Here is a 13,616-nt window from a genome sequence, read left to right as displayed (position 1 = left end):
TGTCGATCTCCTCACGGAAGGTGTCAAGCCAATGTACGCGCGCCCGCGGTGACCTGCCAGCGACCGGCACTGTTCTGGCCCCGTTGTGCCGTAAGGAGCTCGGAGCGGACGGCCGACCCTGACGCAGGTGACTTGTCACCTGAGCATGCGAACGTGGGCGATCCGACCATCGCGCACGCGGTAAATGGCTACGAGCTTGAATTCCGCCGGCCGCCCCGGCAGGTTCGCACCGGACACATGCTCCTCATCGACGACGTAGTCCCCCACACGCATCCGTGCGACGACTTCAGCGTGAAGTTCCGGGCTCTGGGCAAACAGCGCGCCGTAGCGGGAGCGCAGGGCATCGATCCCCTCCATGAGACACACCCCATCGCCGTCCTCGATGACGGTATCGGAGGCATAGCAAGCCAGGAACCGCTCCAGGTCGCGGCCGTTGTACGCATCGAGCTGTTCCTGCACGAGATCCATGGTGCGCTCCGTTTCGAAGTCCGGCACTCTCGCATTTTCATCCGGAGCCGCCATGCACCCTGCGAGGGAGCATGCCGTTTGGGCACAAACCGAGGCAGTCCACGGGCTCCGCTCCACCATCTTCACTGGATGCGGCGCTTCCAGCGAGGTCTGCGCGGCTTCGCCGCGGACTGGAGTTCAATACTGCGGTGGCATCGGCTCGATGGGAGCGGCCCGTTCTTCGTCGTGAAAGCGGTCTGGCAAGTACACGCTCCGTGCACCATCGTCCGCGGACTGTGCCGTCGATCGCTCGGTCTGCAGGTGCGTGATCGGAACGCCCGCCTTGCTCTGATGTCGGTTGGCGATGGCGGTAGCGGTGAGTGCTGCTGCCAGCAATGCAAGACTGCAGGTCCTTGGGGTGAGCATGTCGTCGATTCCATCGCCGCGCTTCGTCTCAGACTTCGGCCGAGGTGGGCGTGCCGCCGGCATGAAGACGACAACTGCCGAATGCCGGTTGTCGAGCGCTGGGTTGCCGCTGGAAGGAATGCGGTTCAAACCCATCGCATCTTCAATGAGCGAATGGCGGATTGGTCGGAAGGCAGCCGGGACTCAGGTGCGCTACGCGCGCCGAGAGCAGCTTCCTGCTGCAAGTCCGCTTCCGGCGGCGGATTCAACAGGTCAATGCGACGCCCTACTCTGCGAAAGCAGCCCTCGCGTGGATAAGCAGCGTCACTTGGCCCAGTCAGTCACCGTCGAGCGACAGTGACGGAGGCTTCTTCAGTAGTCGGCGCGCACCAGGCGCTTGGCCCGGTCGCTCAGGTGCTTGGGCAGCATCTCGTCCATCTCCGAGCGGGCTGCTGGCGCAAATGCAGCATCGAAGACGGTATCGAGAGCGGTGAAGACTTGCTCGATGAAGCGCGAGAAGCTGTTGGCGACGAGTGCGGTCATGGTTCTTTCCCTTTCCTGGCGGCATGGCCGTGTTGTTGGTGCCAATACTAGGGTTAGTACTTATATTCGGCTACTTTCTTTTTCTGATGACTACCATTCAGAGAGGAAATGGTTCGGCCGGCCTGTGCAGGACTGCCGGAGCAGGCGGCCGGGCGGACGGCTTCTGCCGGACCGGATAAGACTGTTCGGCGGGAGCTGGGCAGGCGGTTTTGTGACGGCCCTGATGAGCGAGGCGGCCGTCACCGAGCAGGGCAGCCTGCACATCTACAGGCGGGTTTGTGCCGGCGCGAGTCGGCCGCCAACCGCCGTACGACGAGATTGGTGAGCTGGGCCCCGGCGCTGGTGCCGCAACTCACAGCCGCGGATGCCGGGTCGGCATTGCGCGCGCGCTCTCCACCAGGCATTCCCGCAGCGCCCCAACCAGCCCGCCGCGCTCTGGCGTGCCCTGGAACACCATGCCGATTTCGCGGTGGAAGGTTTGCTCGCCCAATGACACGGTGCGCACGTCCGGTGGCGTGAAGTCGGGCCGGGTGGCGGGGACCAGCGCGATGCCCAGGCCGCTGGACACCATCTTCACCATGGCATCCACGTCCTCCATGTCCAGCGTGGCCTCGGTCTTCGGCTTGTGCTGCCGCAGGAACTGGTCCACCACGCGGCCGCCGAAGGATCCGCGGTCATAGCGGATCACGGGATAGCGGCCCAGCAGCTGCTGCCAGTCGTCACCGGTCTCCGCCGCGGGAACCGCCAGCACGAAGGGCTCGCGCAGGAGCGGCTGCCACACCAGCTCGCTCGGGAGCGAGAACGGCGACAGAACCATCAGGGCGGCATCCAGCTCGCCGCTGTCGACCTGGCCCATCAGGAACAAGGATGAGCCCTGCATCAACCTCACCGAGACCTGCGGATGCTGCCCGTGGAGCAGCTTCAGCGCTGCAGGCAGCAAACCCACCTGCGCCGTCTGCACGGAACCTAGCTTCAGGCCGCCGCGCAGCGCCTGACTTGTGACGCGGTTCCCCATCTCGCCGAAGAGCTCGACGATCTGCCGGGCCAGGACGACGGCCTCCGTCCCCGCGTCGTTCAGCCGCGCGGACCGCCCGGTGCGTTGGAACAGCGGGGCGCCCAACTCCTCTTCCAGGCGCTGGATCTGCGCGCTGACCGCGGATTGCGTCAGCCCGATCTGGGCCCCGGCAGCCGCGAAGGTGCCGTGGCGCGCCACCGCCAGAAAGGTCTTGAGCTCGCGAAGCATCGGACGATCAATCGAAAAAATTGGTGCTCAATGGGGGAATATATCGTTTTCCATTTGCGGCTTTGATCCTTACGATGGAGGCCGGACGCTGGTCAATCGCCAGGGGAGCGGCATCGACATTCAAAATGCCGTCTTCTGCTTCGATCATCGTTCTTCGTCAATCTAAAACAATCAATCCTCGCTGAATCAGGCATGCGTCTTGCGAAGAGTGGTTGCCGGCCCCCGAAGCGGCACGCAATTCCTCCGGAAACCACCCCTCGAAAGCAAGCATCCATGCATTTCCCCAAGCTTCCTGTCGGCTCGCTGATCACCAACGCGGTGCGAGCGGGTCTCATGCTCCTGTGCGCCGTGACGCTGCAGGCGCACGCCGCCTTTCCGGCCAAACCGATCACCATCGTGGTGCCTTTTTCCGCCGGTGGGGGCACCGACCTCACCGCTCGGCTGCTGGCCAAGTCGATGGAGAAATACGCCGGCCAGCCAGTGGTGGTGGTCAACAAGGTCGGCGCAGGGGGCGAGATCGGCATGGCCCAGGTGGCCAGTGCCCCCGCTGACGGCTACATGCTGAGCATCGTCAACACACCCAACGCGCTGACCATCCCGATCGAGCGCAGCGCCAAGTTCGGGCTGGCCAGCTTCGACTTGCTGGCCAACGTGATGGACGACCCGGCCACGCTCAGCGTCAACCCGTCGCGCGGCATCCAGTCCATCCAGGACCTGGTCGCCGCGGCGAAGAAGGCGCCGGACACGCTGACCTACGGGACCGCCGGCATCGGCTCCGCCGGCCACGTCTCCATGCTGATGCTGGAGAAGGCAGCCGGGATCAAGCTGCGCCACGTGCCGTTCAAGGGAACCTCGGAAGTCGCCAACGCGCTGCTGGGAGGTCACATCGACGTGGCCACGGCCAACCTGGGCGAGGCGCTCGGCTTCGCCAAGGGCAGCCAGTGGCTGATCCTGGGCCAGATGGCACCGCGCCGCTCGCCGATGGCGCGTGAGTTGCCCACCTTCGCCGAAGCCGGTTACGCGCTGGAGAGCGGGTCGCTGCGTGGACTGGGCGCGCCGCGCGGGCTGCCGGTGGAGACCTCCAGGGCACTGCTGGCCATCATCGACAAGGCCGTGGCCGATCCGGAGTTCCGGGAAGCCGCGTTGAAGGCGCAGCAGGACGTGCGCTACCTGCGCCAGGGCGAGTACCAGGCGCTGATGACGGAGATGAAGAAGCGCTACGAGTCGCTGTGGACCACCTCGCCGTGGAACCAGTGACCCGCATGCACCGCCCGCTTCCTTCCCACCTCCGCAAAGCCCCGGCCATGAACACCTGCGCACGCACCCTGTCTGTTTCCGTCTTCGCCTCCGGCCTGCTGGCCGCCGGCACCGCCACCGCCACCGCCGCCTGGCCAGAACGGCCGATCACCATGATCGTCCCGTTCAGCGCCGGGGCCGGCACCGACATCACCGCCCGCACCGTCGCCACTTGCATGGAATCCCAGATCAAGGGGGCCTCGATCGTGGTGGTCAACAAGCCCGGGGCGTCCGGAGACATCGGCCTGTCCGCCCTCGCACAGTCCGCGCCCGATGGATACACGCTGGGCATCGTCAACACGCCTGGCGTGGTCAGCATCCCCATCGAGCGGTCCACCAAGTGGTCGCTCGACAGTTTCGAGTTCCTCGGCAACGTGGCCGAGGCGCCCGGCACCATCAGCGTGCACGCGGACAGTGCCATCCGCACCATCCCCGACCTGGTGAAAGCCGCCAAGGCCGCGCCTGGCAAGGTGTCGGTCGGCACGCAAGGCGTGGGTTCCGCGGGCCACATCTCGATGCTGCTGCTGGAGAAGTCGGCCGGCGTCGAGCTGTCGCCCATCCCTTTCCAGGGCGCCGCGCCCGCGCGCACCGCGCTGCTGGGAAAGGTGATCGAAAGCACCATGGCCAACGTCGACGAGGCCGTGGTGTTCCGCGCCGGTGCGCCATGGCGCATCCTGGGCGTGATGAGCGATGCCCGCTCGCCGGTGGCGCCCGAGTTGCCCACCTTCAAGGAAGCGGGCTACGACATCCGGGCTGGTTCGATGCGCGGCTTCGCCGGCCCCAAGGGCATGCCGGCCGACGTGACCGCGAGGCTGTCCACCGCCATCAAGGCCTGCGCCGACGACGCCACGTTCCGCGAGCGCGCCGCCAAGAGCTACCTGCCGATCCGCTACCTGGCTCCCAAGGACTACATGAAGAGCCTGCAACAGCTCGACGCGAGCCTGCGCGACCTGTGGAAGGTCAAGCCCTGGAACCAGTGACCTTCCTCCATTCCCATCCCTCCACCCAACAGACGAACGACCCCGCATGAGAACCGACCACTCCACCTACTCCGACCTGCGCAACTACCTCAAGAACAACGACACCGTCCTGATCCCGGTGGGCGCCACCGAGCAGTACGGGGCCCACCTGGCGACCGGCACCGAGCTGCGCATCTGCGAGATGATCGCCACGGAAGTGGGCGAGCGCACCGGCCTGGCGGTCACGCCCATCGTGCCGGTGAACTACTCGGCCATGTTCCTGGACTTTCCCGGCACGCTGTCGGTGTCCATGGAGACGCTGGAGCGCTACCTCGGCGAGATGAGCGACGCACTGGCCGGGCAGGGCTTCCGCCACTTCTTCTTCGTCAATATCCATGCCGGGTCGCTGGGCCCGATCGAGAGCGTGTCGCGCTCGCTGCGGCGCAAGTACGACGCGATCGGCGGCACCATCGACGTGTTCACGGTGATGCGGGATGTCGGCGGCGCGAAGTTCGCCACCACCAATGCCCCCTCTGGCCATGCGTCGGAGATGGTCACGTCGGTGGCGCTGGCCAAGTGCCCGGAACTCGTGTTCATGGACCGCGTCAAGGCCACGGAGTCGCTGCGGCCCTTCGTCGACGGCGTCAAGACCGTGTCCAGCGGCAAGGTCAGCCTGGGCAAGTCCAGTTTCTCGGTGTTCAGCGACATCAGCGACTACGCGCCCATCGGCACGCAGGGAGACCCCACCGGCGCCACCGCCGCGCAGGGCCAGCAGGTCTGGGACGCCACGGTCAGCTACATGAGCGACGCCGCGGCCAAGTTCTCCCGCATGTCCTTCGCCTGAGGACTCCGCGATGCGCAAGAACCCCCTCAACGCACTCTGGGCCGCGCGCAAGCCGGCCTTCGGCACCTGGGCCACCGTGGTGCACCACCCGCGCTTCATGAAGCTGCTGGCGGTGGCCGGCCTGGACTTCGTGATCATCGAGATGGAGCACAGCGACTTCACCATCGCCGAAGTGGGCACGCTGTGCCTGGTGGCGCGGGAAGCCGGCATCGTGCCCATCGTGCGCCCCGCGGGCCTGGCTCCGCACGACTACACGCGGCCGCTGGACGCCGGCGCCATGGGCCTGCTGCTGCCCAACATCGATTCGGCTGAGCAGCTGGAGTCGATCCTGCAGGCGACCAAGTTCTACCCGCGCGGCAAGCGCATCCTCAACCTGCGCGGCCCGCACACCGACTACGAGCGGCTCACCAGACCGCTGGAGCAGATCGCGGAATTGAACCAGGAGACCGTGACCGTCGCGATGATCGAGTCGCAGGGTGGGCTGGACAACCTGGATGCCATCTGCCGCGTGCCTGGCCTCAGTGCCGTGATGGTCGGCCCGGACGACCTGTCGCAGGACCTGGGCGTGCCGGGCGACCTGCAGCACCCCAGCATGGTGGCGGCCATCGAGCACGTCATCGCCACCTGCGACAGCAACGGCGTGCCCTGGGGGTTCAGCGCCCAGGACCCGGCCTCTGCCGCCAAGTGGATCCAGCGTGGCATCTGCTGGATGCCGTATGCCAACGACGCCGCCGCCTTGTTCAACACCTTCAGCAATGCCGCAAAGCAGCTGAAGGAGTCCGCTGGCCGCTGACCCGTTTCACCAGAAGGAGTACCCCATGAAGACCACCGCGATGTACAGCCCCTACGGCTGGAAGGCCAGGATCGGCCTGATCGTGCCGTCCACCAACACGGTCAACGAGCCTGAGTTCTGGCGCGTGGCGCCGGACGGCGTGACCATCCACACGGCGCGCGCGCTGCTGCTCGGGCCGGCCACCGAGGAGTCCTATTTCAAGATGGCCGAGGCCGTGAACGGCGCCGCCGAGGAACTGGCGACGGCGGAAGTCGACGTGGTGGCCTACGGCTGCACCTCGGGCTCCATCATCTGCCCGCTGCCGGAGCTGATCAAGAACATGAGCGATCGGGTCGGCAAGCCGGCCATCGCCACCGCCGGTGCCGTCGTGGCGGCGCTGCGGGCCCTGGGCGTCACGCGCATCGCGGTCGGCACGCCGTACGTGGACTTCGTCAACGAGAGCGAGAAGAAGTTCCTGGAGGACTACGGATTCCAGGTCACCTCGATGCAGGGACTGGACCTGGGCCACACCCAGGAAGAGCGGCGCGGCATCGGTCGCGTGCCGCCGGAGGTGGTGTACCGCCTGGCGCGCGCCATCGACCGGCCCGACGCCGAAGCGATCTTCATCTCGTGCACCAACCTCGCCACCTTCGACGTCATCGCCGAGATCGAGCAGGAGCTGGGCAAGCCGGTCGTCACCAGCAACCAGTCGTGCATCTGGGCGTGCCTGCGGCTGCTGGGCATCCGCACCGCCATCGCCGGCTACGGCCGCCTGCTGCAGGAGTGCCTGGAGCCGATCGACGCCTCCAGCTACGCCATGGCGCCCAAGCTCGTGCGGGCTGCATGACCTCGGTTCCCGGGCCCGACCTGGAACTGGCCGCGCAGCTGTTCGAGCAGCTGCGGCGGGACAGCTTCGACGGCCGGGGCGTCACGCGTGACGCCTACGGCCCTGGCGAACAGCGCGCACACGAGCTGATGGCGCGCACGGCGCGCGGGCTGGACCTGGAGGTCTCGTACGACGCCGCGCGCAACCTGTACCTCACGCTGCGCGGCCGGGACCGCGGCGCCCCCTGCGCGATGACCGGCTCGCACCTGGACTCCGTGCCCTGCGGTGGCAACTTCGACGGCGCCGCCGGCGTGGTGGCCGGCCTGGCCGTGCTGGCCGGCTGGCGACGCGCCGGCTTCGTGCCGCAGGCCGACGTGGTGGTGATGGGCGTGCGGGCCGAGGAGAGCACCTGGTTCCCGTTCTCCTACCTGGGCAGCAAGGCCGCCTTCGGCAAGGTCCCGCGCGACGTGCTTCAGCTGCGCCGCAGCGACACGCAGCGCAGCTTCGCCGACCACCTGGCGGAATGCGGCGGTGATCCCGCGCGCCTCGGTGAGGCCGCGCTGGTGCCCTCGCGCATCGCGCGCTTCGTCGAACTGCACATCGAACAGGGGCCGGTGCTGGTGGAGGCCGGCCTGCCCGTCGGCGTGGTCACCGGCATCCGCGGCAGCCTGCGCTACCGCGATGCGCGGGTGCTGGGCGAGTACGCCCACTCCGGCGCGGTGCCGCGAGGCAGCCGGCGCGACGCCGTGCGCGCCGCGGCGCTGCTGGTGGCGGCCGTCGACGCCGACTGGGAACGGATGGAAGGCGAGGGCGACGACCTTGTCGTGACCTTCGGCAAGTTCTTCACCGACCCCGCGCAGCACGCCTTCAGCAAGGTGGCGGGCGAGGCCGGCCTGTGCGTGGACGTGCGCAGCCTGGACTTGCCCACGCTGGAGAAGTTCGACGGCCTGCTGCAGCGCCGCGCCGCCGAACTGGCGGAGGCGGCCCACGTGCGCTTCGAGCTCGGCCCCCGCACCGGCTCCGACCCCGCTGCCATGGATGCTCGCATCCAGGACGAACTGACACACTGCGCCGCCGGCCGCGGCATTGCCGCCATGTCGCTGGCCAGCGGAGCCGGCCACGACGCCGCCGTGTTCGCGCAGATGGGCATCCCGACCGGGATGGTCTTCGTGCGCAACGACTGCGGCTCCCACAACCCCATGGAAAAGATGGACCTGGCCGACTTCGCGCTGGGTGCCACCCTGCTGGGCGACGTGCTCGCCCTGCCTGCCACCTGACCGCCAGAGAGAACCTGCAATGCCTTCCTGCCTCGTCGTCCAACCCATTCACCCCAGCGGCATCCGCAAGCTCGAGGCCGCCGGTATCGAGGTGCGCCGCGCCTCCTGCGCCGACATGGCCACCGTCGCGCAGGAGATCACCGGCTGCGCCGCGGTCATCACGCGCAACGCCGGACTGGACACCGCCGCCATCACGGCGGCATCGTCCCTGCGCGTGATCGCCAACCACGGCATCGGCACCAACAAGATCGACGTCGCGCACGCCACCGGGCTGTCGATCCCGATCGTGTTCACGCCGTTCGCCAACGCCTGGTCGGTGGCCGAGCACGCCGTGATGCTGATGCTGGCGGTCGGCAAGCGGCTGCTGCCGTCCGACCAGGCGGTGCGCGGTGGCAACTGGGACTACCGCTACCAGCCGGGACTGCAGGAACTGCGCGGCAAGACGCTGGGCGTGGTGGGCTTCGGCACCATCGGCCGCATGACGGCGGAGATCGCGGGCCGCGGCTTCGGCATGCAGGTCGTGGTGCACTCGCCCGCGGCCGACCCGGCTGCCATCACTGCTGCCGGCGCGCGGGCCTGCGCGTCGCTGCATGAGCTGCTGCGGACGGCCGACGTGGTGTCGCTGCACCGGCCGTCGCGCCCCGACACGCGCCACCTCATCAACGCCGCGACGCTCGACGTCATGAAGCGCTCCGCGATCCTGGTGAACACCGCGCGCGCCGACCTGGTGGACACCGCGGCGCTGGCCGAGGCGCTGCGACGGGGCGGCATTGCCGGGGCAGGCATCGACGTGTTTGACCAGGAGCCGGTGCCGGCGGGCCAAGCCTTGCTGGGCCTGCCCAACGTGGTCCTCACGCCGCACACCGCGGGCAGCACCGACGAGGCGCTGCAGGAGACGGCTGACCAGTGCGCCGACCAGATCATCGAGGTGCTGGCCGGCCGGCGGCCGCCGCACCTGGTGAACGGCGCCGTGTGGGATGCTCGCCGCCTGCCGACCTGAGCCGGAGAGTCACCGATGCGATCCGTCTTCCATTTCGCCTTCAAAGTCACCGACCTGGATGCCGCGCGCCGCTTCGCGGCATAGGCCGATCCGCTGGTGACGGCCGGCTGGTCCACCCCGTTGATGCTGACGCAGACGCTGGCACCGGAGGCGCTCGGCTCGCCCAGGCTGGCGTGGATGATTTGTTCGGCCGCGCTACGGAAATTGCTCCACGAACCGCCCTACGGGGTCGAGCAGATCATTGCCGCTTCCTGAATCCTTCAGAATCGATTCAAGTTCGGCAGCCATGAGATCGAACTGCTGAGACGCCTCCTGCTCCGCGGAGAAGAAGCGCGTGTGAACCATGCAGCCGTAGATCCCGCAGGTAATCGAGTACGGGGCGACGCTACCGTCCTTCTCCAGAGTGATCCTGGCGCCGAGTGGATGCTCGGAATCTCGAACGATGACGCCGGACTCGCTACCGGTCTGGCCAATGGTCGTGCGGTTTTCGAAGCTGATCCATTCCATGATGTTCTCCGGCGGCCTGACGCAATTCATGCAACCTGACGGAGCAGCCAGATGGCTTGCGGCCCTCAGCCTGCCAACTGGGTCTCGTGCTCTGCGGCAATGGCGGCGAGCCGTGGCAGATCGGGCGCACCTGCCGAGATCTCCCGGTCGATGTGCTCGAACATGGCCGAGGCGGCCTCTCGGCTGGTCATGGAAATCATCTGGCCTCCGTCCTTGCCGAACCGGAACCAGTGCACCGTCCCGCCGGGCAGGTGAACCAGGGTCCCCGCCTTCGCCACCTTTTCCTCGTCGGCCATGCCGAACATGATTTCGCCGCGCGTGACGTAGAAGGACTCGTCCCAAGGGTGGGAGTGAGGTGGCGGCCCGCTGCCTTCCGGTCCTTCCTGCAGGAAGATCTCGTAGCCGCCCGTCGCGGCGCCGGAGGCGAGGACCGTGATGTGCTCGCCAACGACGTCGAGCGATCGCGGATAGTCGGAGGGTTGGATGACGAATGGTTGGCGCGTCATGGCTGACTCCTTGCTGCGCGTGTAGCCGCGCAGCGCCATTGGAAACGCGGCCCGATGGCGAATCAAGGCCGCCTGGCAGGGCACGATGCGAGCCGCTGAGCGCAGCCGTGCTTCAGCTCGACAGGACCTGTGCCGCACGGCATTCTGGGCGAGTCAGCCCTGGACGCCGCGCGATGCGCTGCTGGCGCCCCTGACCTGGTCGCCGCGGCGAGCTCTGAAGCCGCGCCTGGCTAGACTGGCGCATGCCCGAGTTCCGCGTTCTCGTCCTGGGGGGCTACGGCTTCTTCGGACGAAGGCTTGTCAAGAGACTTTCACGTCTTTCCGGTAGCCGCATTCAGGTGGCCGGGCGCTCCCTGGCAGCAGCCCAGGCGCTTGTGCAAGAGCTGCAGCAGGGGACACGTGCCCGGCTGGAGGCGGTGACTGTCGACGCACAAGACCCTGGACTCGAGAGCACGTTGCGCAGGCTCGCTCCAACCGTGATGGTCAACGCCTCCGGACCGTTTCAAGGCGCCGACTACCGGTTGCCTGCAGCGTGCATACGAGCAGGAGTCCATTACGCCGACCTGGCCGATGGGCGCGACTATGTCACCGGCATCGATGGCCTCCACGAGGCAGCTCTGGCGGCCGGAGTGACCGTCACCAGCGGTGCAAGTTCAGTGCCGGCATTGTCGGGAGCAGCGGTCGACTTCCTGGCGAAGGACCTCTCCTGCGTCCAGGCCATCGACGTGGGCATCAGCCCTGGAAATCGCACGGAACGCGGACTGTCCACCGTTCGCGGCATCCTGACGTACTGCGGGAAACCGCTGCCTGCTGGTGGCTCGGCGAAGGTCTTCGGCTGGACTGGCGCCCGGCGGCGAGCGTATCCCTCCCCCGTCGGGACACGGCTGCTGTCACCCTGCGACGTGCCGGACCTCACGCTGTTTCCGCTCCGATACAGCGGGGCCCCGGAGGTGCGCTTCGGTGCGGGCCTGGAGCTGGAGTTCCTGCACCGCGGCATGAACCTCCTGGCCTGGATGGCGCGACGGGGTCTTGTGCGCGACTGGTCACGCCACGCGACGCTGCTCAAGCGCGCCGCAGACCTGTTCAAGACGTGGGGTAGCGATGCGGGGGCGATGCATGTCCAGGTGCAAGGCCTGGACCGCACCGGGTCGAAGGTGACGCGGACCTGGCAGCTCGTCGCAACGGAAGGACACGGGCCGTTCGTGCCAACGCTTGCGGCCGCGGCGTTCGTCCGGAAAATTCAAGCCGGGGCGCTGCAGCCTGGCGCGTCCGCGTGTGTCGGCATACTGGACCTGGAGGACTTCATGCGCGAAATGCAAGGCCTTGCCATCCGCACGGAGGGGTTCGCTTGAAGCCACCGTCCCTGTATCAGCAAGTCATGGGACCGCAGTTCGCCCAGCTCCCGTCGCCGCTGCAGCACTTCCATGCTCTAGCAGGCGCGCACGTGCTGAGCGGCTGGGTGGAGGTCGAGGCGCCAGCCTCGCGCGCTGCGCGACTTCTGGCGAGGTGCCTGGGGGCACCGCTGAACGCCCACCAAGGACCCATTCGGTTCGAGCTCGAGGCCGGCGCAGCGGAGGAAGTCTGGACGCGACACTTTCCTGGGAAGACGATGAGGTCGCGGCTGACCCAGGCTGCCGGACACATCGTGGAGCGCCTGGGCTTCGCGCAGCTTCGGTTCGGGCTCGAGGGCGACGTCGACATGCTGGAGATGAAGCTCGTCCAGCTGCGCTTTCTGGGGGTGCCTTGCCCCCGCTGGCTGCTGCCGGCCGTCGTGGCGGAAGAAACTGCAACGCCCGGCCAGCTTCACTTCCGGGTCAAGGCTTCACTTCCGTTGATCGGCGTGGTCGCCAGCTATCGCGGATACCTGAAGCTGCCTGCCGAGGTGTGCCAATGATTGTCGTTTTCGACGCCAAGTGCCTGCTGTGCAGCCGCTGGGTGAAATTCATCTTGAAGTACGACCGGCGTGGGGTGCTCCGCTTTGCGTCGATCCAGGGTGAAGCGGGTCAAGCCCTGCTCACCGAGGCCGGACTTCGTGTCGACCAGCTGCAGACGCTGCTGCTCGTCGACGGCAAGCGCAGCTGGCAGCACACCGCGGCCATCCTGCGGGTCCTGCATGCGCTGGGTTGGCCCTGGCGTGCCGCGTGGCTGGGGTGGCTCGTTCCGGCCCCGATACGAGACGCCGCCTATCGTCTCGTGGCGCGAAACCGCTATGCGCTGTTCGGGCGGTCCGAGACGTGCCTGATACCGCCTGCGGACTATTCCAAGCGGTTCCTGGACTGACCCGTTGCGTGCCCTCGCAGCAGGGCGTCAGGCCTGCAGGCGCCCCACCAGCTGCAGCAGCCGTTCCAGGTGGCGGTCGCGGATGTTGTGGCGCCTGAGTTCCTCCAGCGTGCGCGCAGCGTAGTCGAGCGTGGTGCCGTACTTGCCGCAGGCGTCGTTGAAGATGCGCCGGTACTGGTCCTCGCTCAGCACGCCGGTGTGGCTGGGGCTCTTGCGCGAGAGGGTGAAGGCCAGCGCCTTCACCGGGCCGTGCGGCGTCTGGCAGGCGAGCCAGCGCGGGTCGTACACGCCCATCAGCATCTCGCGCGCCCACAGGGCCGTGAGCACCTCGCGGCCGTCGGCCCGGGGAATGCGGAACGCCATGCCCTGGCAGCTGCCCCCGGAGAGCAGGCCGAAGACCAGCCCGGGACAGTCGGGCGTGCCGCGGTTGATGCGGCTCCACATCTTGAGGGCGCGGTGCCAGCCGTTGACCCGGGCGGGGCGGCGTTCGGCGTACGTGAACTCGGGCTTCCAGATGAGCGAGCCGTAGCCGAACACCCAGAGGTCGTCGTGGCCGCCCCAGTCGGCCAGTGTCCGCTCCAGCATCGGCGCCGGATCCCGGATCGGCTGGACGGGAAGGGTCATGCGCCGAATCGTAGCGCCGCCGGTCACGGCTGGTAACCCGGTTCCGGCGCGGCCATGGCCAGCAGGTAGGATGCCGCGATCCCTTCT

At 67.6% G+C, this 13,616-nt stretch carries 18 protein-coding genes; 10 read left to right on the top strand and 8 right to left on the bottom strand.

Annotated features, from left to right (window positions below; all coding sequences use genetic code 11):
• Nucleotides 1–135: 135 nt before the first annotated feature.
• The 5 genes from GON04_RS08230 to GON04_RS08210 form a co-directional block, all read right to left on the bottom strand.
• A complete protein-coding gene (locus tag GON04_RS08230; RefSeq protein WP_157397432.1) occupies nt 136–468 on the bottom strand; it encodes a nuclear transport factor 2 family protein in 333 nt (110 codons plus the stop codon).
• A gap of 177 nt (nt 469–645) precedes the next feature.
• A complete protein-coding gene (locus GON04_RS08225; RefSeq protein ID WP_157397431.1) occupies nt 646–1,008 on the bottom strand; it encodes a hypothetical protein in 363 nt (120 codons plus the stop codon).
• Nucleotides 1,009–1,224: 216 nt separating this feature from the next.
• Nucleotides 1,225–1,395 (bottom strand): hypothetical protein, encoded by a 171-nt coding sequence (locus GON04_RS08220; protein ID WP_157397430.1) that lies wholly within the window; start codon nt 1,393–1,395, stop codon nt 1,225–1,227.
• Between the two features lie 352 nt (nt 1,396–1,747).
• Entirely contained in the window at nt 1,748–2,638 is an 891-nt protein-coding gene (locus GON04_RS08215; RefSeq protein ID WP_157397429.1) for a LysR family transcriptional regulator, read from the bottom strand.
• 7 nt (nt 2,639–2,645) lie between these two features.
• Nucleotides 2,646–2,786, bottom strand: a complete 141-nt coding sequence (locus GON04_RS08210; RefSeq protein ID WP_157397428.1) for a hypothetical protein — start codon at nt 2,784–2,786, stop codon at nt 2,646–2,648.
• Nucleotides 2,787–2,911: 125 nt separating this feature from the next.
• On the opposite strand from GON04_RS08210, the gene GON04_RS08205 reads away from it, so the two are divergent.
• The 7 genes from GON04_RS08205 to GON04_RS08175 are packed head-to-tail and all read left to right on the top strand — an operon-like array spanning nt 2,912 to nt 9,612.
• On the top strand, nt 2,912–3,895 hold the full coding sequence (locus tag GON04_RS08205; RefSeq protein ID WP_232532957.1) for a tripartite tricarboxylate transporter substrate binding protein: 984 nt from the start codon (nt 2,912–2,914) through the stop codon (nt 3,893–3,895).
• Nucleotides 3,896–3,942: 47 nt separating this feature from the next.
• The gene (locus tag GON04_RS08200) at nt 3,943–4,914 is read left to right on the top strand and encodes a tripartite tricarboxylate transporter substrate binding protein (protein WP_157397427.1); all 972 of its coding nucleotides are present in this window, start codon (nt 3,943–3,945) and stop codon (nt 4,912–4,914) included.
• A 46-nt stretch (nt 4,915–4,960) separates the two neighbouring features.
• Nucleotides 4,961–5,737, top strand: a complete 777-nt coding sequence (locus GON04_RS08195) for a creatininase family protein (protein WP_157397426.1) — start codon at nt 4,961–4,963, stop codon at nt 5,735–5,737.
• Nucleotides 5,738–5,747: 10 nt separating this feature from the next.
• Nucleotides 5,748–6,530, top strand: coding sequence for an HpcH/HpaI aldolase family protein (locus GON04_RS08190; RefSeq protein WP_157397425.1), 783 nt, complete (start codon nt 5,748–5,750; stop codon nt 6,528–6,530).
• Between the two features lie 25 nt (nt 6,531–6,555).
• The gene (locus GON04_RS08185) at nt 6,556–7,356 is read left to right on the top strand and encodes a maleate cis-trans isomerase family protein (protein ID WP_157397424.1); all 801 of its coding nucleotides are present in this window, start codon (nt 6,556–6,558) and stop codon (nt 7,354–7,356) included.
• Nucleotides 7,353–8,612, top strand: coding sequence for a Zn-dependent hydrolase (locus GON04_RS08180; RefSeq protein ID WP_157397423.1), 1,260 nt, complete (start codon nt 7,353–7,355; stop codon nt 8,610–8,612). Before GON04_RS08185 ends, GON04_RS08180 begins: the two co-directional genes overlap by 4 nt.
• Nucleotides 8,613–8,631: 19 nt before the next feature.
• Entirely contained in the window at nt 8,632–9,612 is a 981-nt protein-coding gene (locus GON04_RS08175; RefSeq protein ID WP_157397422.1) for a hydroxyacid dehydrogenase, read from the top strand.
• A 195-nt stretch (nt 9,613–9,807) separates the two neighbouring features.
• Here GON04_RS08175 and GON04_RS08170 read toward each other — a convergent pair whose 3' ends face one another.
• Together GON04_RS08170 and GON04_RS08165 are read right to left on the bottom strand one after the other, a co-directional pair.
• Complete coding sequence (locus GON04_RS08170) at nt 9,808–10,119, bottom strand: hypothetical protein (RefSeq protein ID WP_157397421.1); 312 nt, start codon at nt 10,117–10,119, stop codon at nt 9,808–9,810.
• Nucleotides 10,120–10,184: 65 nt separating this feature from the next.
• Entirely contained in the window at nt 10,185–10,625 is a 441-nt protein-coding gene (locus GON04_RS08165) for a cupin domain-containing protein (protein ID WP_157397420.1), read from the bottom strand.
• Nucleotides 10,626–10,867: 242 nt separating this feature from the next.
• Between GON04_RS08165 and GON04_RS08160 the strand changes: the two genes are divergently transcribed.
• The 3 genes from GON04_RS08160 to GON04_RS08150 are packed head-to-tail and all read left to right on the top strand — an operon-like array spanning nt 10,868 to nt 12,905.
• Complete coding sequence (locus GON04_RS08160) at nt 10,868–11,977, top strand: saccharopine dehydrogenase family protein (RefSeq protein WP_157397419.1); 1,110 nt, start codon at nt 10,868–10,870, stop codon at nt 11,975–11,977.
• On the top strand, nt 11,974–12,519 hold the full coding sequence (locus GON04_RS08155) for a DUF4166 domain-containing protein (RefSeq protein WP_420821526.1): 546 nt from the start codon (nt 11,974–11,976) through the stop codon (nt 12,517–12,519). The genes GON04_RS08160 and GON04_RS08155 overlap by 4 nt, the downstream gene beginning before the upstream one ends.
• Nucleotides 12,516–12,905 carry a thiol-disulfide oxidoreductase DCC family protein gene (locus GON04_RS08150; protein WP_157397418.1) on the top strand — a complete coding sequence of 130 codons (390 nt, stop codon included), beginning with the start codon at nt 12,516–12,518 and terminating at the stop codon, nt 12,903–12,905. The genes GON04_RS08155 and GON04_RS08150 overlap by 4 nt, the downstream gene beginning before the upstream one ends.
• Before the next feature lie 27 nt (nt 12,906–12,932).
• Here the strand turns inward: GON04_RS08150 and GON04_RS08145 are convergent, their stop codons facing one another.
• Nucleotides 12,933–13,529 (bottom strand): gamma-glutamylcyclotransferase, encoded by a 597-nt coding sequence (locus GON04_RS08145; RefSeq protein ID WP_157397417.1) that lies wholly within the window; start codon nt 13,527–13,529, stop codon nt 12,933–12,935.
• Nucleotides 13,530–13,616 lie beyond the last annotated feature (87 nt).

It is taken from the genome of Ramlibacter pinisoli (assembly GCF_009758015.1).
In the GTDB taxonomy this organism is placed as follows: Bacteria; Pseudomonadota; Gammaproteobacteria; order Burkholderiales; family Burkholderiaceae_C; genus Ramlibacter; species Ramlibacter pinisoli.
This window is presented reverse-complemented; position numbering and strand designations above follow the sequence as displayed.